The organism is Nocardioides sp. YR527 (assembly GCF_900101045.1).
In the GTDB taxonomy this organism is placed as follows: domain Bacteria; phylum Actinomycetota; class Actinomycetes; order Propionibacteriales; family Nocardioidaceae; genus Nocardioides.
This window is the reverse complement of the sequence record NZ_FNFN01000004.1, coordinates 457,453-479,651: the sequence shown is the minus strand read 5'-3', so window position 1 is coordinate 479,651 and position 22,199 is coordinate 457,453. Positions and strand designations below refer to the sequence as shown.

Here is a 22,199-nt window from a genome sequence, read left to right as displayed (position 1 = left end):
AGAATGCGTGGGATGGAACCGCGGGCCGAGGTACCGAGTATTCGGCACGCGGAGACCGCGACTCCTCCCAGGTCGCTCAGGAGAAGTCGGGTGAGCGTCGAGACCGCTTGACCGGGGGCACGGAAGCGGCCGAGAGGGCGTGGTCGAGGTCGGCGATGAGGTCCTCGGGGCTCTCGAGGCCGATCGAGAGGCGTACGAGGTTGGCGGAGGGCTTGGCGTGGGCGGCGACGGGGCGGTGGGTGAGGCCGGCGGGGTGCTGGATGAGGGAGTCGACGCCGCCGAGGGAGACGGCGTGGGTGAAGAGCTGGACCGACGACGTGAGGCGGGCGGCGGCTTCGTAGCCGCCGCGCAGGGCGATCGCAATCATGGCACCAGGACCACTCATCTGCTTCCCGACCAGCCCCCGGTCGTCGTCCAGCCCCGGAAAGTAGATCTGCTCGACGGCCCGGTGCGACCGCAGCCACTCCGCGATCTCGACGGCGGCGGCCTGCTGGGCGCGGATGCGGGTCGGCAGGGTGGCGAGGCCGCGGTGAAGGAGGTAGGCGCCGAGGGGGTGCAGGAGGCCTCCCGTAACGGCACGGACCCGGCGAAGAAGCGCCGCGGTCTCCTCGTCGCAGGCGATCACGCCACCGACGACGTCGCCGTGGCCACCGATGTACTTGGTGGCGCTGTGCAGCGACATCGCCGCGCCCAGCTCGATCGGGTTCTGCAGGACCGGGGTGGCGAAGGTGTTGTCCACGAGCACCGGTACGTCACCGGCAACCGCCACGACAGAGGCGATGTCGACGAGGTCGAGGGTCGGGTTGGCCGGGGTCTCCAGCACCACCAGCGCCGTATCGGCACGCACGGAAGCGGCGACCTCGTGCTCGGCGCAGAACGTCACCTCCACACCGAGCAGACCGGAGGCGAGCAGGTGGTCCGTACCGCCGTAGAGAGGCCTGACGGCGACGACGTGCCGCTTGCCGCTGAAGGACGTGCTCGCGATGATCGCCGCGGTCATCGCCGCCATGCCCGAGGCGTAGGCGACCGACGTCTGGGCCTGCTCGAGCTGGGCCAGCGCCGACTCGAACCGCGCCACGGTGGGGTTCCACAGCCGCTGGTAGACGTACCCGCCGTCCGGGAGCGGCTCGCCGCCGGTCGCCATCGCCTCGTAGGACGCTCCCCCGCGCTCGATGTCGGGCAGCGGGTTGGTCGAGGACAGGTCCAGCGGCAGGGCGTGGACGCCGAGCATCGCCAGGTCGTCCCGCCCGGCGTGGACGGCGAGTGAGTCGAGGTGAGGGTTCGCGATCGGCATGAGGCGATGCTGGCGGGAACCACAAGATCAAGCCAGATTGATTGTCGAAGATCCCAAGGAACCCCTGATACTGACATCTTCGAGCAACTCGGCCCCAGACCCAGGTAGGAACCGTTGGCGAAAGAACAACCCTCCGCAACCACTCTCGACTCCGTGGACCGCCGCATCCTGAGCGAGCTCGGTGCCAACCCCGAGCTCACCAACAAGGCCCTCGCCTCGCGTCTCGGTCTCGCCGAGTCGACCTGCGCCTACCGGCTGCGCGCCTTGCGCGACAACGGCGTCATCACCGGCCGCCGCCTCGACGTCGACGTCCGCGCCCTGGGCTACCCGTTGCAGGCCGTGATCAAGGTGCGCCTCGGCAGCCACAGCCAGGAGCACGTCGAGAAGCTGTACGACGAGCTGGCCTCGACCCACGGCGTGATCCAGGCCTTCCACGTCGCCGGCGCGGACGACTTCCACCTCCACGTGGCCGTCGAGGACGCCGAGGCCCTGCGCGACTTCGTGCTGCAGCACGTCACCGTCCATCGGGTCGTACGGCAGACCGAGACGCAGCTCGTCTTCGAGCTGCGCGAGGGGCCGGGCGTGCTGCCGCGCGACCCCGCGTAGCCCCCGTTCAACGCTGCAGCGCGGTCACTCCTCCTCCATCCGGAAGCCGACCTTCAGCCCGACCTGGAAGTGCTGGATGTCGTTGTCGTCGACGTGTCCGCGGATCTGGGTGACCTCGAACCAGTCCAGGTGACGAAGCGTCTTGCTTGCTCGCCCGACCCCGTTGCGGATCGCCTGCTCGAGCCCTTCGTCGGAGGTCCCGACGATCTCGGTGACGCGGTAGGTGTGTGAAGACATGCTCCTGGCCCCTTCTCTCGATGCTCGCTCTACCCACCATGAGCGCGACGTCGCGACCGTGCAAGAGGTGCCCTCCCAGGAAATGCCGTTGTCGTACACCGATGTTCGAGTTAGCATCTCGTACATCAGTGTTCGACTTGTGCTCGAGGAGGAGCGCCATGACTTCAGAAAGCAACGAAACCGTCGACCAGTCCGCCGGTCCGCGCCGATGGCGGCTGCTCGGGCTGCTGGGCCTGGCGCAGTTCATGCTGATCCTCGACGTCACCGTGGTGGCGATCGCGCTGCCGCACATGGGCGCCGGCCTCGGCCTGGGGCGCGATGCGCTGACCTGGGTGGTGAGTGCGTACACGCTCGCGTTCGGTGGGTTGATGCTGCTCGGCGGCCGGGCTGCCGACCTGTTCGGCCCGAAGCCCGTGGTGCTCGCCGGGCTCGCGACGTTCACCGCGGCCTCGCTGGCCACCGGCCTCGCCACCAGCGCGGAGCTGGCGATCGGCGGGCGGGTCGCACAGGGGGTCGGGGCGGCGATGCTCTCCCCCGCTGCCCTCTCGATCGTGGTCCGGCTCTTCGACGGCGAGGAGCGCAACCGCGCGCTCGGGATCTGGTCGGCGCTGGGCGCCGGAGGGGCGGCGATCGGCGTGCTTCTGGGCGGTGCCCTGACCGCCGGGCCGGGTTGGGAGTGGGTGTTCCTGATCAACGTGCCCGTCGGCGTCGTCGTGGCAGTCCTCCTGGCCCGTCTGCTCCCGCCGCTGCCCGCCTGGGGAGGCGACGTACGTCTCGACCTCGTCGGCGCTCTGATCGTCACCGCCTCCACCGGGCTGCTGATCCTCGGCTTCATCGAGGCCGGCGACGAGGGCTGGGCCTCGAGCCGCACCGTCGTGCTCGTCCTCGCCGGGCTCCTCGGGTACGCCGTCCTGGCCGGCTGGTTGCGACGTACGCCTCATCCCCTCATCGACCCGGCGCTGCTCACGCGGCGACCGGTCCTGTCCGGCACGTTCGTGCTGTTCGTCGCGACCGGGCTGATGGTGGCGGTCTTCTTCCTCGGCACGTTCTACCTGCAGAGCGCCGCCGGGCACGGGCCGCTCACGACCGGGCTGCTGTTCCTGCCCGTCGCCGCCGCGACCATGGTGGGTGCGCAGCTGGCCGGCCGCCTCATCGGCCGCGTCGGCGCTCGCACCCTCGGCGTCGTCGGGCTCCTCGTCGCCGCGGCCGGGCTCGTCGTACCCGCGATCAGCATGAGCACGGCGTCCACCGTGGTCGCGGTCAGCGTCGGCTCCGCCGGCCTCGGCGTCCTCTTCGTGGTCGCGGCCGCGACGGCGCTGAGCCAGGTCGAGCCGCAGCTCGCAGGCGTGGCCTCCGGGATCCTGAGCACCTTCCACGAGCTCGGCGCCTCGCTCGGCGCCGCGGTGATGTCCGGCGTCGCCGCCGCCAGCCTCGTCGAAGGCACCACCGACGGCTTCGAGAGGGCCTATCTGGTCGCGGCCGTCATCGCCGCGCTCGCCGCCGTCCTCGCCGGGGCACTGATCCCCGGACCGACCCCCACCACGACCCACCAGGAGACCGCGTCATGACGAAGACTCCGAGATCGCCCAGGCTCACCTTCGCGCTCCACTACCTCCAGATGATCGTCGCGATGGTCGTCGGGATGATGGTGCTCTACCCGCTCTGGATGCTCGCCACCGGCAACCAGCCGGCGGACGCCTGGGTCCATCGCACCGACGTCGAGTCGCTGGTCATGGCCACCACGATGGTGATCCCGATGGCCGCCTGGATGCGCTTGCGCGGCCACGCCTGGAGGCCGGTCGTGGAGATGTCGGCCGCGATGTACGCAGGCTTCGTGGTCCTCTTCCCGTTCCTCTGGCTCGGGGCCATCGACGCCGACGGCCTGATGCTGCTCGGCCACGTACTCATGCTGCTCCTCATGCTCGCCGCGATGCTCGCGCGCCCCGGCGAGTACTGCGGCAGCCACGCCCACGCACACCACCCCCATACCTCCACCGACCAGGAGCCGGCATGACATCCACCCGCCCCGACCTCGTCGTACGCGAGGCCACCCCGGACGACGCCGAGACCGTGCTGAGGCTCGTCAAGGAGATCGCGGCCCACCAGGCCCAGTCCGACTCGGTCACCGTGACCGCCGAGCAGTGGGCCGGCCACCTCGGGCGCCCCGACATCACCGTCCTGCTCGCCGAGATCGACCGGCAGCCGGTCGGCTACGTCTCCTCCGTACGCCGCCTGCACCTGTGGTCGGGCAGCGACATCGTCGCGCTCGACGACCTCTACGTCCGCCCAGGCCATCGCGACGCCGGCGTCGGCCGGCTGCTCATGACCGAGCTCGCCAGACGCTCCGGCGGCCTGACGATCACCTGGGGCGTACAACCCGACAACGACGCCGCGATCCGGTTCTACCGACGCCTCGGCGCCGCCGTCCGGGCGAAGGTGATGTGTGCGTGGAGCAGGGCCGCCCAACCTGTACAATGATGTTCAACATCTCGTGGGAGGTTCAGGCCGTGACGACCCTCAAGCGCGCCGACGCACGTAAGAACATCGAGTCGATCATGGACGCGGCCACCGCCTGCCTCGCCCGCGATCCCGACGTCAGCGTCGCCGACATCGCCAAGGCGGCCGGCGTCGGCCGGGTCACGCTCTACGGCCACTTCGAGTCCCGGGCCATCCTCGTGACCCAGGTCGCCGAACGCGCGATCCAGCAGTCCGACGAGGCGCTCGGAGCGGTCGATCTCGACGGCGACCCACGTGCCGCCCTCAGCCGGCTGCTCGAGGCGTCGTGGCGCCTCACCCAGCAGTACGGCGCGCTGATCGTCGCGGCCGAGCAGAGCATGCCCCACGAGCAGTTCCAGGCGGTCCACCTCGGGCTGATCGACCGCTGGAAGCCGCTCATGGAACGCGGTCGCGGCGACGGCAGCTTCCGCGACGACCAGCCGCTCGGGTGGCAGCTGACCCTGCTCCAGAGCGTCCTCCACGCGGCCTCCGGCGCCGTCTATCGGGGCGAGATCAAGGCGGCCGACGCGGCGACCCTCATCGACGGCACCCTCCAGGCCGCCCTCACCCCGCCCGGTGCCACCCGCCACTGACGCTCACTCCGGCAGATTGCCGACCGCCGCGCGCTCACGGCCGAAGTAGCTGGCCAGCAGCGAGTCGGCGTTGCGGGCACCTCGTCTCTCCAGGCGGGCTCGGCCCTTCGCGGTCCGGCCGAGGACCCGATACCTGACCACGTTCAGCGGCAGCAGGTAGGCGTGCGCCCACGGGGGTCTCGTCGGAAGACCGAGCTCGCGCATCGAGGTGACCCCGAGGAAGACGGTCAGCATCGAGAGGAGCCGCTCGGTCTCGTACCAGCCGCGCACCCGCTGCAAGGGACCCGGCCAGCCCGGATAGCTGCGATCGCGCTGGACCTCGACCGCCGCCTGCGCCAGCTGCGGACCGGCCTCGGAGATCTCCGCCTGCGAGAGCAGCACGTGATAGTTGATCCGGTGCCGCTCCCACTCGTCGTCGACGAGGAAGTCCTCCTCGACGCCCATCAGCCAGCCGACGTACTTCCACAGATGCATCAGCGCCCGGGCGTCCCGCCTGGAGACCGGAACTCCCAGCGCCCGGCACCCGATGATGAGTACGCCGTCGAACAGGCCCAGCGTGGCCGCCTGGTCGGCCTGGTTGATCGGCAGGCCCCACCGGCCGGTGTCCCACCTCTGCTCGAACCCGGCGTTGACCAGTGCATGCATGGCTCGTACGTGGACGGTGAGCCGCCACGCCTCCCCCGAGCTCGAGCCCGATCCCGGCCCCGGCGGCCGCAGCCCGCCAGGCGTACGCAGGCTCACCGCCCAGTGCTGGGTCTCCCCCAGGCGCCTCCGGGTGGTGCTGCCGGTCAGGCCGCCGGTGGCTACGAGCAGGTCCGGCGGGCCGCCGAACCGGTAGCCGCTGATGAGCGAGAGCTGCAGGAGGACGTCGGCCGCGTTCTGGCCGAGTCGCGCGAACACGCGGCCGCCCTCGTCGACGAGGTCCCAGTCGACCCAGCCAGGCGTGGCCTCGACCTGGGCGAAGAAGTCGGCGAGCGCCGGAGGCGGATCCTTGACCCCCGCGACACCGTGCTCCAGGGCCGTACGCAGCTGGGTCATCGTGACCTTGCCCGTCGTCCCGGCTCGCATCCGGATCGCCTCCGCCAGCCGCGCTCCGGGCTCGTCCCGCTCGCCGAACGCCCGCCCGATCCGCTCCATCAGGTCCTCGTCGACCTCGTCGATGCGGCCCAGGAGGCGCAACGGCCGGCCGAGACGGCGCCCGCGCGCCTCGCCTTCGCGAAAACGTGTCGGGAATCCGGTGGGTTGGGTGCCCTGCGCGAGAGTGGTCACACCTCCAGCGTGATGCGAGCAGGAGCTCGCTTTCAATTCGCGTTCTGCCTAACGTAGAGGCATGCGCAAGACACCCACCCAGGCCCGTTCGAAGGCGACTGTCGAGCGCATCCTGGAAGCCGGGCGCCAGGTGCTGGTCGAGGACGGCTACGAGACGTTCTCGACCAACCGCGTCGCGGCCGCCGCCGGCATCAGCCCCGGTTCGCTCTACCAGTACTTCTCCGACAAGGCCTCGATCCTCGACATCGTGATCAGCCGCTACTGGGACGACGTCTCCGAGCGCACCGCCTCGGCGCTGGCGCTGCAGGCGACCAGCACCGGCATACCGGCGATCCGGTCGGTCGCCGACGCACTGCTCGCGGGACTGGAGCAGGATCCGACCCTGCTGCGCGTCCTGATCGAAGAGCTCCCCGCCTCCCGCAACCGAGATCGCCACGCGGCCCTGGTCACCCGCGTACGCGACCTCACGGCCGCCTATCTGCACGCCGGATCGGTCGCGAGGACCCGCCCCGACCCACAGCTCACCGCATGGGTGCTGGTGGTGGCGATGGAGAACATCGCGCTGCGCTGGGTGCTCGACCGACCGCCCTACCCGCGCGAGGCCGTGCTGGAGGAGATGGTGGCGCTCACCGCCGGCTACCTGGGCCAGACGCCCTAGGAATCCTCCGGGCGATACAGCGCGGTCATCTTTCCCTTCGGGTCGAGACGGGCGAGCAGGGCGTCCCCGACCTGCCTCAGCTGCCGGACCTGCTCCGCGGTCAGCCCGTCGATCACGTTGCCGCGTACGTTCGCGACATGGCCGGGCGCGGCCGCGACGACCGCGTCCCAGCCGGCGCCGGTGAGCCGCGCGTTCGTCGCCCGCGCGTCCTCCGGGCACGGGAACCGCTCCACCAGCCCCCGCTCCTCGAGGCGCCGCACCACGTGGGACAGCCGCGCCAGGGTCGAGTTGGTGCGGTGGGCCAGAGCGGTCATCCGCAGCGTGCGGTCATCCGCCTCGGACAGCATGGCCAGGACGAAGTATTCGAAGTGGCTCAGGCCGGCATCACGGCGCAGCTGGGTGTCGAGCACCCCCGGCAGCAGCTCCACGATGGCGATCAGGCGCAGCCAGGCCGCCATCTCGTCCTCATCCAACCAGACATCGTCCACGTGCCCATTTTAGCTCGGCTGCTTGTCACTACAACCAAAAACTTGACGCTACAACCTTTTCGTGAGAGTTTTGTTGTAGCAACAACCTTTCATCCGAGGAGAATCCGACATGACAGACATCTCGATCATCGGCACCGGCAACATGGGCCAGGCCATCGCGGCGCTCGCCGGCCGCGGCGGGCACTCGGTCCAGCTGCTCGGCAAGGCAGACGCCGCCACCTCCGCAACCGGCGACGTCGTCGTGCTCGCCGTCCCCTACCCCGCGCTGAGCGAGCTCGTCTCGCAGCGCGGCGCCGACCTCGCCGGCAAGATCGTCGTCGACATCACCAACCCGGTGAACTTCGAGACCTTCGACTCCCTCACCGTCCCCGCCGACAGCTCTGCCACCGCGGAGATCGCCGCGGCGCTGCCGGACTCGCGCGTTCTGAAGGCCTTCAACACCACCTTCGCCTCGACCCTGGCCACCGGCACGGTCGGTGACCTGACCACCGCCGTCCAGATCGCCGGCGACGACGCCGACGCCAAGGCGACCCTGGCCGAGGTCGTCACCTCCGCCGGCCTGCGGCCCATCGACGCCGGCGCGCTCAAGCGGGCTCGCGAGCTCGAGGCGCTCGGCTTCCTGCAGATCTCCCTGGCCGCGGCCGAGCAGGTCTCCTGGACCGGCGGCTTCGGCGTCGTCGCCTGATCGCGCGTCCCAGGAGGAGTCCCACGATGACCGTCAGCCCGGTACGTCTCAACCACGCCGTCCTGTTCGTCTCCGACCTCGAACGCAGCATCGCGTTCTACGAGGCAGCCTTCGGCATGACGGTCATGGCGCGCGAGCCGCGTGCCAACGCCGCCTTCATGCGGCTGCCCCTGTCCGGCAACCACCACGACCTCGGCCTGTTCGGGGTCGGGCCGCAGCCGCCGCGGCCGCGCGGGTCCCTCGGCCTCTACCACCTCGCCTGGCAGGTCGACACGATCGACGAGCTCGAGCAGGCCCGGATGACGCTGGCCGAGCTCGAGGCCTTCACCGGCGAGTCCAGCCACGGCGCCACCAAGAGCGTCTACGGCTCCGACCCCGACGGCAACGAGTTCGAGGTGATGTGGATGCTGCCGCGAGCCGACTGGGGCGACTTCGAGAACGCCGCTCCCGTCGACCGGCTCGACCTGGCCAAGGACGTCGCCCGCTGGAGCGGGGTCCGTACGGCCGCCGAGCTGAACCGGCCGGAGGAGCGATGAGCACCCCGGTGCACACCGCGAACCACGGCAGCACCGACCCCGGCGCTCCCCTGGTGGTCCTGCTCCACGGCCGCGGGTCGCACGAGCACGAGATCATCGAGCTCGCCCAGCGTCTTCCCGCCGGCCCGGCCTATGTGGCCGTGCGAGCCCCGATCGCCGAAGGCGGCGGGTACGCCTGGTTCGCCAACCGCGGGATCGGCCGCCCCGTCGCCGAATCCCTGACGGCGACCATGGGCTGGTTCCGGGAGTGGCTCGACAGCGTCGCGCCGCAGGGTCGTCCGGTCGTCCTCGTCGGGTTCAGCGGCGGCGCCGCGTTCGCCGGCGGGCTCGCCCTTCAGGAGCCTGGACGCTTCGCCGGCGCCGCCATCCTGTACGGCACGCTTCCCTTCGACGCCGGTGTCCCGGTCGAGGCCGATCGCCTGGTGGACCTGCCGGTCATGGTCGCCCAGGGCGAGGCCGACCAGGTCATCCCGCGCGAGCTGCTGGAACGAACCTGGCGCTACCTGGTCGAGGAGTCGGGTGCCCCGACGGTGGCGCACCGGGACCCCGGCGGGCACGACATCACCGCGGCCGCGCTCGACGAGCTCGCCTCCTGGGTCGCCGCCCGCGTACGCCCCAGCTGAACACCCCCTGCACACCAAGAGAAGGAACATATGAAACTCGGACGATCGCTCCCCGCTCCCGCCACTGACCTGGGTCTGCTCGCCGCCCGGCTCCTCGTCGGGACCGTGCTCATCGCCCACGGCTGGCAGAAGTTCGCCACCTACACGCTCGACGGGACCGCGCAGTCCTTCGAGGCGATGGGTGTCCCGGTCGCTCAGGCGGCCGCGACCTTCGCCGCACTCGTGGAGCTCGCCGGCGGCGTGCTGCTCGTGCTGGGTCTGCTGACGCCGGTGGCCGCCGCCCTGGTCATCGTCGACATGATCGGCGCGTTCTGGTTCGCCCACCGCGGGGCCGGCGTGTTCGTCGACCAGGGCGGCTGGGAGCTGGTCGCGGTCGTCTCCGCCATCGCGATCGCGCTGGCCGTGGCCGGCCCGGGCCGCGCCAGCATCGACCACGCCATCGGTGGGAAGGCCCGGGCCGAGGCCTGAGGCTCACACGGTGCCACCTCCGCCGTGCCCCCACCCTCGCGCACTCGCCGCGACGCGGAGGCACGGCGGATCCGGTGACGGTCGTGCGTGACGCTCACGGACCTCGAGCGCGACCCCGCTGCGGAAAGTGTTCGACAGGCGTACCCAGCCCTGCCAACGTTGCGTCCATGCACGTCAGACCCGGGTCGGTCAGCGACCTCCCAGACGCCCTGGACCTTCTCGACGCCGCCGTCGCCTGGCTCGCCTCGCAGGGCCGCACCGGGCAGTGGGGCGAGGTTCCGTTCTCCGCCATCGAGGCCAGGGTCGAGCAGATCCGGACGATGCTCTCCGAGCGCACCGCCCGCATAGCCGAAGAGGACGGGCAGGTCGTCGGAGTCTGCGTCCTGGCCGACCAGCCTCTGCCGTACGTCGATCCCGCACCGGTCCCCGAGCTCTACCTGCAGCTGCTCGTCACGGACCGAGCCCGAAGCGGTTCCGGCATCGGCCGGATGCTGGTCGAGGACGCCGTCGAGATAGCACGGCAGCGGCGTGCGACGCAGATGAGACTCGACTGCTATGCCGGCGACGACCAGGCGCTCATCCGGACGTACGAAGGATTCGGGTTCGTCCTCGAGAAGCACTTCACGGTCGACACCGGGCAGCCCGAGCCCTGGCCCGGTGCGCTTCTCCGGATGGAGATCTGAGCCCCGCGGCTTTGTAAACTGCCCCGGGCCGGCACGTCGAGAGAGGGGGAGGCGATGACCGAGCTCGATGCCTGGGTGACGGCGTTCGCCGCCGAACAGCGCCGGCCCGAGGAGGTGGCCCGCTGGGCGGCCTCGACAGCCGACGCGATCCTGGCGGACGGCGAGGTCGACCTGGCCGATCTCCGTCCGCTGCTGCTGGCGGCCGTCGAAGAGCACTGGTACGCCTTCCTGGACCGCCTCACCCAGCCGGAAGGATCCTTCGAGCTGGTGCCCACCGCGCGCACCGTGGCGCTGGAGATCGCGCGGCGCCATCTCGGTCTCCCGCTGCTGCTCAAGATCTACCAGCGGGCGCAGGAGGCGAGCTGGGACTTCGCCGTGCAGGTCGTCGAGGAGGCGCCGAGCGACCTCGACCGCGCGGGCCTGCTGGTCTGGTTCTGGACGAAGGCGACCGCGTGGTTCGGCTCCTCGGTCGAGCAGTCGGTGCTGCTGCACCAGACCGAGACGGACCGGATCAGGCAGCGTGGCGACGCCCGCCGCTTCGAGGTGGTCTCGCAGGCGCTGGGCGACCGCAGCGTCTCACCCGCCGAGCTGTCCGCCGCCCTCGACGGCCACCCGGTCGGGATCCCCGGTCATGTCGCGCTGGTCGCGCACGCGCTCACCGCCGACGCCATCGAGCAGCTCGAGCCCGCGATCAGCGCCGTCGCCCGCCGCGCGGCCCACCCCCGGTCCGTCCTGGTGCGCCCCGGCGGCCGGGAGGTGTGGGCCTGGCTCGCCCTGGGCGAGCTGCCCGACACCATCGACGAGACCGGCATCGATCCCACCGCCGTCCGGGTCACCGTCGGTGTCGGCGGAGGCGGCCTCGACGGCTTCGTCGCCGCGCACCGCGACGCCCGGGCGGCCCAACGGGTGGCGCTGGCTCCGGGGTGCCAGGAGCCGGTGACCGCCTACGGCGACGTCGCCGCGCTGGTGCTCGTCGCGCACGATCCGGCTGCCGCCGAGCGGTTCACCCGGTCGACGCTGCGCGGCCTGGCCGAGGCCCACCACGACCGGCTGCGTGAGACCGTGCGGGAGGTGCTCACCTCCGCCGAGACCGCGGACCGGCTCGCCGAGCGGCTCGGCATCCACAAGAACACCATCCGCTACCGCATCACCCAGGCCGAAGGGCTCTTGGGCCACCCGCTGCGCGAGCGGGCCGGTGACCTGCTGCTGGCGCTCGACTACCACGACGCGTTCCTGCGGCCGTGACTGTGACGGCGACTGTGAATATGCACAGTTATCCGTGACCGATTCGGCCTGATCGCCCAGAGACTTCCCTGCTGCGTACGTCCATTCTGACAGGAGACGTAACCGACCTCACAGGAGGCAGCAGATGACACTCGACGCCAGCGGCACCGTCGACAGGGGCTCCACCGAGAGGTGGCGGGACAGGAAGCGCTATCTGTGGCTCCTCGGGCTCGTGGTCCCCTCCTTCGCCTTCATCGCGGTCGGTGGCTACGCCCTGACCGGCTGGGGTGTGTTCCTGTGGACGGGTCCGATCGTGGTCCTCATCCTCGTCCCGGCCATCGACTTCGCGACGGGCCTGGACCGCTCCAACCCGCCCGACGACGTCATCGAGGAGCTCGAGGCGGACAGGTACTACCGCTACATCACCTTCGCGTTCCTCCCGATCCAGTACGCCGGGTTCGCCTTCGCGATGTACCTGATCGCGACCCAGGACTGGCCGCTCGTGAACAAGATCGGCCTGGCCCTCACCATCGGGTTCATCGGCGGCATCGGCATCAACACCGCCCACGAGCTCGGCCACAAGAAGGAGAGCCACGAGCGCTGGCTGTCCAAGATCGCCCTGGCGCAGAGCTTCTACGGCCACTTCTACATCGAGCACAACCGCGGCCACCACGTACGCGTCGCGACTCCCGAGGACCCGGCCTCCTCCCGGATGGGCGAGAACCTCTACGGGTTCTGGTTCCGCACGGTGCTCGGGTCGCTGAAGAGCGCCTGGGGTCTGGAGGCCAAGCGCTACCGGCGCAAGGGCACCCACCCGTTCCATCTCGGCAACGACGTCCTCAACGCCTGGCTGATGAGCGTGGCCCTGTGGACCGCCATGACGCTCTGGCTGGGCGTCGGGATCCTGCCCTACCTCGTCCTCCAGGCGGTCATCGGGTTCTCCCTGCTGGAGGTCGTCAACTACCTGGAGCACTACGGGATGCGGCGGCAGAAGACCACCTCGGGACGCTACGAGCGGGTGCTGCCGATGCACTCGTGGAACTCCAACAACATCGCCACCAACGTGCTCCTCTACCACCTCCAGCGGCACAGCGACCACCATGCCAACCCGACCCGGCGCTACCAGACCCTGCGTGACTACCGGGAGTCCCCGGCACTGCCGACCGGCTACGCCGGGATGATCGTGCTGGCCCTGGTCCCGCCGCTGTGGCGCCGGGTGATGGACAAGCGCGTGGTCGCGCACTTCGACGGCGACGTACGGCTGGCCAACGTACGTCCCGCGCGGCTCGAGAAGCTGCTCGCCGCGTTCCCGCCGCCCGCCGAGCCGGCGGACGACGAGACCGTGAAGACCGACGTGACCCGGCAGACCTTCGACGACGAGGTCGCCGCGGGGCGGTGCCCGGGCTGCGGCTACGTCTACGAGGTCGCCGTCGGCAACGAGCTCGAGGGCTTCGCGGCCGGCACCGCCTGGCGAGACATCCCCGACGACTGGTGCTGCCCGGACTGCGGCGTACGCGAGAAGGTCGACTTCGTCCCGCTGAAGGAGTCCGTGCTGTGAGTGTCATCGAAGCGGACAAGACGGTGTGCGAGGGCATCGGCATGTGCGAGACCCAGGCCGACACCTACTTCCAGATAGGCGACGACGGCCTCGTCGAGGTACTCGTCGACGAGGTGCCCGAGTCCGACCGCGGGTACGTCCGGGCCGCCGTCGACTCCTGCCCGGTCTCCGCCCTCCGGCTCCAGGGCTGAGCATGTCGTCCTTCCAGAACCGTCATCTCCTGGTCGTCGGCGCCGGGCTGGCCGGACTCCGCGCCGTCGAGGGCGCGCGCGGGGCCGGCTGGTCGGGGCCGATCACGATCGTCGGCGACGAGCCCCACCCGCCCTACGACAGACCACCGCTGTCGAAGGCGGCCCTCTCCAGCGAGGAGGAGCCCGGCGTGCCGGTACTGCGCTCGAGCGAGGTGCTCGAGGAGCTGCGGGTGCAGCACCTCTCCGGGGTGATGGCCCACGGCCTCGACACCGAGCGCCGCACGGTGACCACCAGCGCCGGAGACCTGGGCTACGACGCGCTCGTGATCGCCACCGGCAGCACCGCGAGGACCCTGCCGGGGCTGACCGCGCTGCCCAGCGTGCACGTGCTCCGTCGCTACGACGACGCACTGGCCGTGCGGGTCTCGCTGGCCCGTGCGCGCCACGTGGTGGTCGTCGGGGCCGGGTTCATCGGCTCCGAGATCGCCTCGGCCGCCCGTGCCCGCGGCATCGAGGTCACCGTCGTCGAGGCGAGCGGCCGCCCGCTGGAGCGCGCGGTCGGCCCGCTGGGGGCCGCGCGGCTGATGCAGCTGCATGCCGACGCCGGCGTCAGGCTGCTCACCCGGACCACCGTCTCCGGCGTACGCACCTCGGACCGCGGCGTCGAGAAGGTCGAGCTGAGCACCGGTGAGACCCTGGCCGCCGATGCCGTGGTCCTGGGCATCGGCGCCCGTCCGGCCACCGCGTGGCTCGCCGGGAGCGGAGTCGCGCTGGACGACCGTACCGGTGGAGTCCTCTGCGACCGCCGGCTCGCCACCGGCGCGCCCGGGGTCTGGGCCGCGGGTGACGTGGCGTGCGTCGACGGCGAGCGCAGCGAGCACTGGACCGCTGCCGGCGAGCAGGGTCGGGTCGCCGGGGCGAACGCCGCCGGAGCAGGCGATGTCTTCGCCTCCGTCCCGTTCGCCTGGTCGACCTGGCACGGTCGCCGGATCCAGGTCGTCGGCGAGACCACGGCGGCCGAGGAGGAGGAGCGCGAGGACGGGTTCATCCTCTACCGGCGAGACGGCAGCGAGGTGGGCGCGGTCGGCATCGACAGCCCAGGCCCGATCGCCAGGCTCCGGCGCGCGCTGGCCGGCCGGCGCTGAGCCCGCACCGAGCGCCGCGGCGTCGTCCCGCGCTCACACGGCGGTCGCCGGAGGCGAGGTATCGGCGTGGGAGAGGGCTGAGGGAACCACGGCGACGACGCTGTGCGCGTGGTCCAGGAGGTGGCTGGCCACGCCTCCGTTCCCGCCGACCACGACCATGTGCATGGTCTGGGACTGCTCCGCCAGCGCGTGCGTCAGGCTTCCGGACTCGACCCGCAGGCGTGGATGCAGGTCCGGATAGCGCTCTCGAAGTCCTGCCACGCACTCCGCGGCCAGCAGCCGATACTCGTCGCGACGGTCGGCGCCGTGGAGGCGGTAGCAGTACAGCACGGTGACCGGCAGGTTCCGCAGCGCTGCCTGGGCGAAGCCGAACTCCAGGGCGGGAGCCGAGTCGACGGTCCCGTCGATACCGACGAGCACACCCCGGCCCACGGCTCCCCCACCCGGACGCAGCACGACCACCGGACACCGTGCGTCCTTGACGGTGGACCTGCTGACCGAGCCGAGGATGCGGCTGCGGATCGTCCCTCTCCCACGCGACCCGAGCACGAGCATCGACGCGTGCCTCGAGGCTTCGTCCAGCCCACGGGCCGCCGATCCGACCTCCAGCACGACGCTCACCGCAGGACGCCGGTGGCCGACGAACGTCGTGGCTCTGGAGAGCTCGTCGAGGCGAAGCTCGGCGTAGTTCCTCACACTCTCCAGCACGCTCGCCGCATGATCCTGCTCGGGCTCCGAGGGACCGCCCGCCCGGAACCCGGGCGGGGTGTCCAGCGTCGTCGCGGACACCACATGGAGCAGACACACATCGCGGCCGTCCCGGAACGCCTGCTCGGCCGCCCAGGACACGCTCTCGGCCGCCGCCGGCCAGCTCTCGACGCCGACCAGGACGGCGCCTACAGGGATGATGGCTTCGTACGTCATCTCGACTCCTCGACACCTCAGACCGGCACGACGCGCCGGCCGGTGATCTGGCTGGGGGTGATGCAGACGAACAGCGTCCGCCGGCCGTCGGCCCACGGCTCCGGCTCGAGGTCGTGCGCGGCCAGCCAGACGCCGTCGACGAACTCCGCGGTCCCCCGAGCCAGCACGCTCCAGCCCGAGGAGGTGTAGGAGTCGAACTCGTCGATCTGGTACGAGACCTGTCCGGCGCCGACGTGGTCCGCGAGGGCCGTGCGCGGGGCGGTGCGAAACACGATCCGCTCGCCGACCATGACGTGGTTGACCGGTAGGACGATCGGTCCCTCGGAGTCGCTGAAGGCGACCCGTCCGACCTCGCTGCGCTGCAGCAGCTGCAGGCATTCGTCCCGGTCGATCGTGGTCAGGTGTCCCGGGAACCATCGTGCTGCCAGGTACATCCTCTGCTCCTTCGTCACGGGCGTCCGGAACGGGCCGGCTCGTCGGCTGTCGTGCCGAGGCCCTCGGTGGCCTCGGCGGCCCCGGCGCCCCCCTCGAACGCCGGGGCCACGTGTGTGTTGATCTCGACCGGGCAGCTGCTCTCCCGAAGCACCGCCCGGGAGGTGCCGCCCAGCTGTCCCAGGCCGAGGAGGTGCCGTCCCCGGCCCAGGATCAGCAGCCCGGCGTGCCGGGACGCCTCCACCAGGGCGTACGCCGCCTGCGCGTGCACCACCTCCACCCGGGCATCCACCCGGGCGGTGGACGGGTCCGAGGCGTTTCGGGCGGCCTCGAGGGCCGCGCTGAGCTCGCGCTCGGCCCGGTCGGTCCATGCCTGCTCCTCGCTCCCGACGGTGAGGTAGTCCTGGTAGGCACCGAACGAGTGCCAGGCGTGCAGCAGCCGTAGTCGGGCCCCGCGCGCAGCCGCCACCTCCAGCCCGCGGCGTACCAGCGTGACGGAGGTGGTGGCTTCCTGGACGCCGACGACGATGTTGCGGGGACCGTCGTCTCCCCGCCAGGCGGAGGGGACGACGACCATCGGCACAGCCGAGTGAGCCGCGACCGGGCCGAGGATCGAGGAGGTGATGAGCCGGTCGAACGTGTTACGTCGCTGGTCACCGAGCACGAGCAGTCGCGCCTTGGCGGCGGCCTGGACCAGCACCGACGCCGGGCGGCCGAGCAGCAGGTAGGTGCTCACGACCGCGCCGCTGTCCGCGACGGCGTCCTCCGCCTCGGCAAGGATCGATCGCCCCAGCTTGCCCATCCTCGAGTCCGGGTCCGTGGGTGCCGGCGGCCAGGTCGGCAGCGGAGGTGCGTACGGGTCGACCACGTAGACCAGGTGCAGCGCGATGCCTGCCCGGGCCGCCTCCGTGGCGGCGTAGCGAGCGGCGGCCAGTCCGCCATCGGTGCCGTCGACCCCTGCCAGGATCAGATCCCTGCTCTCGCTCATGACTTCAAGACTCGGGGAGCGCGGTGATCGGCGGACAGGGACCGTCGGCCCGAACCGAAGGCCTTTGGTCGTTCAGGACCGGCACCGTCGCGGCCGCTCAGCCGATGCTCTGGTGGCCAGGGGTGATCAGGACCTTCGCATCGACGATCGACAGGCCGCGCTCGTGGACGATGACGGGATCGAGCTCGACCTCGGCGACCTGTGGCAGGTCGTCGGCGAGACGGCCGATGCTGAGCAACAGGTTCTCCACGGCTGCCACGTCGGCAGCAGGGGCGCCCCGGTGCCCGAAGAGCAGCGGTGCGGTCCGCAGCTCCCTGAGCGCCGAGGCGGCATCGGTGTCGCTCAGCGGCGCCAGCCGGTAGGACCGGTCGCCGATCAGCTCGGTCGCCACCCCGCCGTAGCCGCACATCACCAGCGGCCCGAACACCTGGTCCTGGGTGACACCCACGACCAGCTCGGGTCCCGGCCGGACCTGGCGCTGCACCAGGAGGCCCGGCCGCTCCGTCGAGATCTCCAGCAGCTCGCGGGCCGCCGCACGAGCACGGTCGGGGTCGGTGATGTCGAGGCGTACCCCACCCAGATCGGTGCGATGGACGATGTCCGGGTCGGCGAGCTTCAGCGCGACCGGGTAGCCCAGCCGACCGGCAGCCTTGACCGCGTCGTCCACCCCGTCCACCTGTGCGCCCGGCACCACCTCGATCCCGTACGCCCCCAACAGCCGCCCGACCTCGGCCGGTGAGAGCCGCCGGCTGATCGGCGAGCCCGCAAGGACCTGCCGCACGACCGCCCTGGCTGCGGCTCGGTCCGTACCGTCGACGGAGCCCGGCCGACCGGGTGGCCTGGCCCGCCATTCGGCATGGCGAGCGATGGGGGCGAGCGCCCGGGCGGCGTCCTCGGGGAACCAGAACATCGGCACCCGATGTCGACCTGCGCTGACCGGCCTGGTGGCGCCGATGCGCCCGAGCATCACTGCGACCGTGGCCACCGGGACCTGCTGTCCCTGCCCGGTCGAGTCGAGTCCCCGGCACCCCGTTCGCACCGCCCGCTCGAACCCGGCGTCGCTGAGCGCGGGCAGCGGGGTGTGCAGGGCGATCAGCATGTCCACCTCGCCGCTGTGCCCGAGCGCGGCCAGCACCTCGGCGTACGCCTCGGAGGTGACCGCGGAGCCGAGGTCGACCGGGTTCTGTACCGACGGGGCCCCCGGGACGATCTCCCGGATCCGGGCGAGCAGCGATTCGCTCAACGTCGCCGGACGCAGCCCCTCCACCAGGCAGGCGTCGGCAGCCAGGACCGCGGGACCGCCGGCGTTGCTCACGATGCCGACCCGGCCCCCGAGCGGCAGAGGCTGGTTGGCCAGGACGCTCGAGGTCTGCAGCAGCTGCTCCAGCCCCTCGGCGCGGATCACACCGCACTGCCGGAAGAGCGCATCGACCTCGACGTCGAAGGCCGCGGCACCGCCGCTCCCCCCGATCAGCGCGACGATCGGCTTGCGGCGAGACAGCAACCGGGCGACGCGGGAGAACTTTCGCGGGTTGCCGAAGGACTCCAGACAGAGCGCGACCACCTCGGTGGCGTCGTCCTCGGCCGCGTACATGAGCAGGTCGTTGCCGCTCACGTCGGCCTTGTTCCCCGCCGAGATGAAGCACGACAGGCCGACACCGAGGTCCGCGGCTCGGCGCAGCGCGGCGATGCCGACGGCACCCGACTGGGCCATCATCGCGATCCGGCCGCGGTGCAACGGCGTGGCGGAGAAGGTCGCGTCCAGGCGTACGTCCGGGTCGGTGTTGGCGATGCCCAGACAGTTGGGGCCGACCAGGCGCATGTTCGCGGACCGGGCCGCGGCCAGCACCTCGTCCTGCAACCTGGCTCCCTCCGGGCCGGACTCGGCGAAGCCGTCGGCGAGGATCACCAGGTCTCGGACGCCGCTTCGGGCGCACTCGCGGACCACCCCGAGGACCTCGACGGTGGGCACCGCGATCACTGCCAGGTCGACCACCTCGGCGATCTCGCGGACCGAGGAGGCACACGCCAGGCCGAGCACCGTCTCGCAGTGCGGGTTGACGGGGTAGATGCTCCCGGTGAAACCCGCCTGCAGCAGGTTCTGCACGACCAGGTGTCCCGGATGGTTCTCCCGCCTGCTGGCTCCGACCACCGCCACCGACTGTGGCCTCAGCAACGCCCGGACGGAGGAGGCGTCGGCACTCATCTCCCGCGCAGTCGCCGCTGCGATCACACCCTCGATCGGCCAGACCGGGATCCGCACCTCCACGGTCTCGCGGTGCGGGGTCGAGGCGAGCACGAAGCCGGAGTGCCGCAGGACGTCGAAAGCGGAGGCGTCCTGGGCCAGGACGTGGGCCACGAACGTGGAGACGCCGGCCCGACGCGCGGCCAGCGCCAGGTGCTCGAGCACCAGGGTCTCCAGACCGCGCCCGGTGTAGCGGTCGGCGACGACGACCGCCAGCTCGGCCTCGCTGTCGCGCACGCCCAGTCCGCTGGCGAGGGCGACGGCTCGGTCCTCGACGATCGCCACCTCGGCGACCGCCTCCCCCGCGGTCAGTGCCGACATCAGGTCGTCGACGAAACGGGAGGCGTCGGTGCGGCCGAGGTGGAAGAACCGCAGATAGCGCCCACGGTCGGAGAGACCTTCGTGGAGTGCGATCAGGGCGTCGCGGTCGTTGACGTCGACATCGCGGACGTGGGCGATGGTGCCGTCGCGGAGCAGCACGTCGCCGGCCACGGCTCAGCCCTCCGCGGCCAGGACCGTCCGGGTGACGGCGAGGACCGAGTCCGGGGTGACGCTGATCGAGTCGATCCCCAGCCCGACCAGCGCACGGACGACCTCCGGGTGGTCTGAGGGGGCCTGGCCGCAGATGCCGGAGTGGATGCCGTTGCGGCGACAGCCCTCGACTGCCAGGCGGATCATCCTCTGCACCGCCGGGTCACGCTCGTCGTAGTCGAAGTCGACCAGCTCGCTGTCCCGGTCGACCCCGAGGGTCAGCTGCGTCAGGTCGTTGCTGCCGATCGAGAACCCGTCGAACCTCTGCGCGAAGTCGTCGACGAGGATGACGTTGGCCGGGATCTCGCACATCGCGTAGACCTTCAGCCCGTGCTCGCCGCGGCGCAGCCCGAGCTCGGCCATCCGGGCCAGCACGCGGTCGGCCTCGTCGAGCCGACGTACGAACGGCACCATGACGACGACGTTCTCCAGGCCCATCGTCTCGCGCACCCGGCGCAGCGCGGCGCACTCGAGGGCGAAGCCCTCGGTGTAGGCGGGGTGGGCGTAGCGGGCGGCACCCCGGAAGCCGAGCATCGGGTTGGCCTCGGCCGGCTCGAAGGCCGCGCCGCCGAGAAGTGCCGCGTACTCGTTGGTCTTGAAGTCGGAGAGCCGAACGACGACGGGCTTGGGGTGGAACGCGGCCGCGATCGTGCCGATCCCCTCGGCGAGTCTCTCGACGACGTACGCCGCGCCGTCGCCGCCGACGAGGCGCTCGACCTCGGCCCGTTGGCGGGCGTCGGCGATGCGCTCGGGGTGGAGCGCGGCGATCGGGTGCACGCGGACGTGCTCGGCGAGGACGAACTCCATCCGTGCCAGCCCGACCCCGTCGTTGGGCAGGAAGGAGGACTCGAACGCGATCCCGGGGTTGCCGAGATTGAGCATGACATGCGTACGTGGGCGCGCGGTCATGTCGCCGGCGACCTCGATCGTGCGGAAGTCCGCCCGGCCGCGGTAGACACGGCCGTCGTCCCCCTCGGCGCAGGAGACCGTGACCAACTCGTCGTCGGTGATCGTGCGGGTGGCGTCTCCGGTGCCGACCACGGCCGGGATGCCGAGCTCGCGGGCGACGATCGCGGCGTGGCAGGTGCGGCCGCCGTGCTCGGTGACGACCGCGGAGGCGATCTTCATCAGCGGCTCCCAGTCGGGGCTGGTGCTGGGTGCCACCAACACGTCGCCGGGCATGAAGCCTTCGTCCTCCCCGGCGCCGCGGACGATCCGCGCCGGTCCGGCCGCGACCTTGGCACCGACCGCGCGGCCGGTCGTGAGCAGGTCGCCGTGTGCCTCGACCACATAGCGGGTCGTCGCTGCCGGCCGTCTCCTGGCGGCGACCGTCTCGGGCCGCGCCTGGACGACGTACAGCAGCCCGTCGGTGCCGTCCTTGGCCCATTCGATGTCCATGGGTCTGCCGTAGTGGCGTTCGATGGTCATGGCCGAGCCGGCCAGCTCGAGCACCTCCTCGTCGGAGAGGCAGAAGCGGCCGCGGTCGCGCGGCGGGGTGGGCTCCTCCCGCACCGGCTCGGTCTCCCCCAGGACCATGCGCACCGCCTTGCTGCCGAGGTGTCGGCTCAGCACGGCGCGGTGGCCGGCGGCGTAGGTCGGCTTGTGCACGTAGAACTCGTCCGGCTCGACCAGGCCCTGGACGACGTTCTCCCCCAGGCCGTAGGAACCGGTCACGAACACGACGTCCCTGAATCCCGACTCCGTGTCGAGCGTGAAAGTGACTCCCGAGCAGGCGAGGTCTGACCGCACCATCTTCATCACCCCGACCGAGAGCGCCACCGAGAGCTGGTCGTAGCCGTGCCGGGCGCGGTAGTCCACTGCCCGGTCGGTGAAGAGAGAGGCGAAGCAGCGGCGTACGGCGTCGAGCAGCGCCTCCTCATCCTGGACGTGGAGGAACGTCTCGTGCTGTCCGGCGAAGCTCGCGTCCGGCAGGTCCTCGGCGGTCGCCGAGGAGCGGACGGCGAGCGCGACGTCATGGCCGTACTCCTGCTGCAGCGCCTGGTAGCCCGCCACGATCTCCTCGGCCAGGTCCCGGGGAAGCTCCCCGTCGAGCAGCAGACCCCGCGCCCGGGCCGACCGCTCGGCGAGGTTCTTGCGGTCATCGACGTCGAGATCGGCGAAGACCGTCACCAGCGAGGAGCCGATCCCCGACTCACCCAGGAAGTGGCGATAGCCGTCGGCCGTGACGGCAAACCCGTCCGGCACCCGGATATCGCGATCTCGGAGGCGTCGATACATCTCACCCAGAGAGGCGTTCTTGCCGCCGACGAGGGGAACGTCGTCGATGCCGATCTCGGCGAAGGTACGCAGGTGGCTCATGATCCG

24 protein-coding genes are annotated in these 22,199 nt (G+C 71.2%); 15 read left to right on the top strand and 9 right to left on the bottom strand.

Annotation, left to right across the window (positions count from 1 at the left end):
- Positions 1 to 76 precede the first annotated feature (76 nt).
- Complete coding sequence (locus BLT25_RS14895; RefSeq protein ID WP_091047260.1) at positions 77 to 1,294, bottom strand: trans-sulfuration enzyme family protein; 1,218 nt, start codon at positions 1,292 to 1,294, stop codon at positions 77 to 79.
- 153 nt (positions 1,295 to 1,447) lie between these two features.
- On the opposite strand from BLT25_RS14895, the gene BLT25_RS14890 reads away from it, so the two are divergent.
- Positions 1,448 to 1,900 carry an Lrp/AsnC family transcriptional regulator gene (locus BLT25_RS14890; protein ID WP_256328610.1) on the top strand — a complete coding sequence of 151 codons (453 nt, stop codon included), beginning with the start codon at positions 1,448 to 1,450 and terminating at the stop codon, positions 1,898 to 1,900.
- Between the two features lie 24 nt (positions 1,901 to 1,924).
- Here the strand turns inward: BLT25_RS14890 and BLT25_RS14885 are convergent, their stop codons facing one another.
- The gene (locus BLT25_RS14885) at positions 1,925 to 2,137 is read right to left on the bottom strand and encodes a dodecin (RefSeq protein ID WP_091047255.1); all 213 of its coding nucleotides are present in this window, start codon (positions 2,135 to 2,137) and stop codon (positions 1,925 to 1,927) included.
- 158 nt (positions 2,138 to 2,295) lie between these two features.
- On the opposite strand from BLT25_RS14885, the gene BLT25_RS14880 reads away from it, so the two are divergent.
- The 4 genes from BLT25_RS14880 to BLT25_RS14865 are packed head-to-tail and all read left to right on the top strand — an operon-like array spanning position 2,296 to position 5,226.
- Complete coding sequence (locus tag BLT25_RS14880; protein WP_091047253.1) at positions 2,296 to 3,705, top strand: MFS transporter; 1,410 nt, start codon at positions 2,296 to 2,298, stop codon at positions 3,703 to 3,705.
- A complete protein-coding gene (locus BLT25_RS14875) occupies positions 3,702 to 4,151 on the top strand; it encodes a hypothetical protein (protein WP_091047250.1) in 450 nt (149 codons plus the stop codon). The genes BLT25_RS14880 and BLT25_RS14875 overlap by 4 nt, the downstream gene beginning before the upstream one ends.
- Positions 4,148 to 4,615 (top strand): GNAT family N-acetyltransferase, encoded by a 468-nt coding sequence (locus BLT25_RS14870; RefSeq protein WP_091047249.1) that lies wholly within the window; start codon positions 4,148 to 4,150, stop codon positions 4,613 to 4,615. Before BLT25_RS14875 ends, BLT25_RS14870 begins: the two co-directional genes overlap by 4 nt.
- A 29-nt stretch (positions 4,616 to 4,644) precedes the next feature.
- The gene (locus BLT25_RS14865) at positions 4,645 to 5,226 is read left to right on the top strand and encodes a TetR/AcrR family transcriptional regulator (protein WP_091047662.1); all 582 of its coding nucleotides are present in this window, start codon (positions 4,645 to 4,647) and stop codon (positions 5,224 to 5,226) included.
- 3 nt (positions 5,227 to 5,229) lie between these two features.
- Here the strand turns inward: BLT25_RS14865 and BLT25_RS14860 are convergent, their stop codons facing one another.
- Positions 5,230 to 6,495 carry an oxygenase MpaB family protein gene (locus BLT25_RS14860; RefSeq protein WP_091047246.1) on the bottom strand — a complete coding sequence of 422 codons (1,266 nt, stop codon included), beginning with the start codon at positions 6,493 to 6,495 and terminating at the stop codon, positions 5,230 to 5,232.
- Between the two features lie 61 nt (positions 6,496 to 6,556).
- Here BLT25_RS14860 and BLT25_RS14855 point away from each other — a divergent pair, with 61 nt between their 5' ends.
- Complete coding sequence (locus BLT25_RS14855) at positions 6,557 to 7,153, top strand: TetR/AcrR family transcriptional regulator (RefSeq protein WP_091047244.1); 597 nt, start codon at positions 6,557 to 6,559, stop codon at positions 7,151 to 7,153.
- On the opposite strand, the gene BLT25_RS14850 is transcribed toward BLT25_RS14855, so the two are convergent.
- Positions 7,150 to 7,641 (bottom strand): MarR family winged helix-turn-helix transcriptional regulator, encoded by a 492-nt coding sequence (locus BLT25_RS14850; RefSeq protein ID WP_091047241.1) that lies wholly within the window; start codon positions 7,639 to 7,641, stop codon positions 7,150 to 7,152. The two genes, BLT25_RS14855 and BLT25_RS14850, sit on opposite strands and share 4 nt — an antisense overlap.
- 109 nt (positions 7,642 to 7,750) lie before the next feature.
- Between BLT25_RS14850 and BLT25_RS14845 the strand changes: the two genes are divergently transcribed.
- From BLT25_RS14845 to BLT25_RS14805, 9 genes are all read left to right on the top strand, one after another.
- The gene (locus tag BLT25_RS14845; protein ID WP_091047238.1) at positions 7,751 to 8,326 is read left to right on the top strand and encodes an NADPH-dependent F420 reductase; all 576 of its coding nucleotides are present in this window, start codon (positions 7,751 to 7,753) and stop codon (positions 8,324 to 8,326) included.
- 26 nt (positions 8,327 to 8,352) lie between these two features.
- Entirely contained in the window at positions 8,353 to 8,862 is a 510-nt protein-coding gene (locus tag BLT25_RS14840) for a VOC family protein (protein ID WP_091047237.1), read from the top strand.
- A complete protein-coding gene (locus BLT25_RS14835; protein WP_091047234.1) occupies positions 8,859 to 9,485 on the top strand; it encodes an alpha/beta hydrolase in 627 nt (208 codons plus the stop codon). The genes BLT25_RS14840 and BLT25_RS14835 overlap by 4 nt, the downstream gene beginning before the upstream one ends.
- Positions 9,486 to 9,515: 30 nt before the next feature.
- A complete protein-coding gene (locus tag BLT25_RS14830; RefSeq protein WP_091047232.1) occupies positions 9,516 to 9,953 on the top strand; it encodes a DoxX family protein in 438 nt (145 codons plus the stop codon).
- A 167-nt stretch (positions 9,954 to 10,120) separates the two neighbouring features.
- Positions 10,121 to 10,636: a GNAT family N-acetyltransferase gene (locus BLT25_RS14825; RefSeq protein WP_091047229.1), complete on the top strand. Its 516-nt coding sequence runs from the start codon at positions 10,121 to 10,123 to the stop codon at positions 10,634 to 10,636.
- Positions 10,637 to 10,690: 54 nt separating this feature from the next.
- Complete coding sequence (locus BLT25_RS14820; RefSeq protein ID WP_091047226.1) at positions 10,691 to 11,881, top strand: helix-turn-helix domain-containing protein; 1,191 nt, start codon at positions 10,691 to 10,693, stop codon at positions 11,879 to 11,881.
- 124 nt (positions 11,882 to 12,005) lie between these two features.
- Positions 12,006 to 13,418, top strand: coding sequence for a fatty acid desaturase (locus tag BLT25_RS30625; protein WP_091047223.1), 1,413 nt, complete (start codon positions 12,006 to 12,008; stop codon positions 13,416 to 13,418).
- The gene (locus tag BLT25_RS14810) at positions 13,415 to 13,609 is read left to right on the top strand and encodes a ferredoxin (protein WP_091047221.1); all 195 of its coding nucleotides are present in this window, start codon (positions 13,415 to 13,417) and stop codon (positions 13,607 to 13,609) included. Before BLT25_RS30625 ends, BLT25_RS14810 begins: the two co-directional genes overlap by 4 nt.
- A gap of 2 nt (positions 13,610 to 13,611) precedes the next feature.
- Complete coding sequence (locus tag BLT25_RS14805) at positions 13,612 to 14,754, top strand: NAD(P)/FAD-dependent oxidoreductase (RefSeq protein ID WP_091047219.1); 1,143 nt, start codon at positions 13,612 to 13,614, stop codon at positions 14,752 to 14,754.
- A 33-nt stretch (positions 14,755 to 14,787) separates the two neighbouring features.
- Here the strand turns inward: BLT25_RS14805 and BLT25_RS14800 are convergent, their stop codons facing one another.
- From BLT25_RS14800 to ppsA, 5 genes are all read right to left on the bottom strand, one after another.
- Positions 14,788 to 15,678 carry a universal stress protein gene (locus BLT25_RS14800; protein WP_091047216.1) on the bottom strand — a complete coding sequence of 297 codons (891 nt, stop codon included), beginning with the start codon at positions 15,676 to 15,678 and terminating at the stop codon, positions 14,788 to 14,790.
- Positions 15,679 to 15,695: 17 nt separating this feature from the next.
- On the bottom strand, positions 15,696 to 16,112 hold the full coding sequence (locus BLT25_RS14795) for a pyridoxamine 5'-phosphate oxidase family protein (protein WP_091047215.1): 417 nt from the start codon (positions 16,110 to 16,112) through the stop codon (positions 15,696 to 15,698).
- A gap of 14 nt (positions 16,113 to 16,126) precedes the next feature.
- A complete protein-coding gene (locus BLT25_RS14790; protein WP_091047212.1) occupies positions 16,127 to 17,098 on the bottom strand; it encodes a universal stress protein in 972 nt (323 codons plus the stop codon).
- Positions 17,099 to 17,195: 97 nt separating this feature from the next.
- Positions 17,196 to 19,835: a bifunctional acetate--CoA ligase family protein/GNAT family N-acetyltransferase gene (locus BLT25_RS14785; RefSeq protein ID WP_091047211.1), complete on the bottom strand. Its 2,640-nt coding sequence runs from the start codon at positions 19,833 to 19,835 to the stop codon at positions 17,196 to 17,198.
- 3 nt (positions 19,836 to 19,838) lie between these two features.
- The gene (gene ppsA, locus BLT25_RS14780) at positions 19,839 to 22,193 is read right to left on the bottom strand and encodes a phosphoenolpyruvate synthase (RefSeq protein ID WP_091047208.1); all 2,355 of its coding nucleotides are present in this window, start codon (positions 22,191 to 22,193) and stop codon (positions 19,839 to 19,841) included.
- Positions 22,194 to 22,199 lie beyond the last annotated feature (6 nt).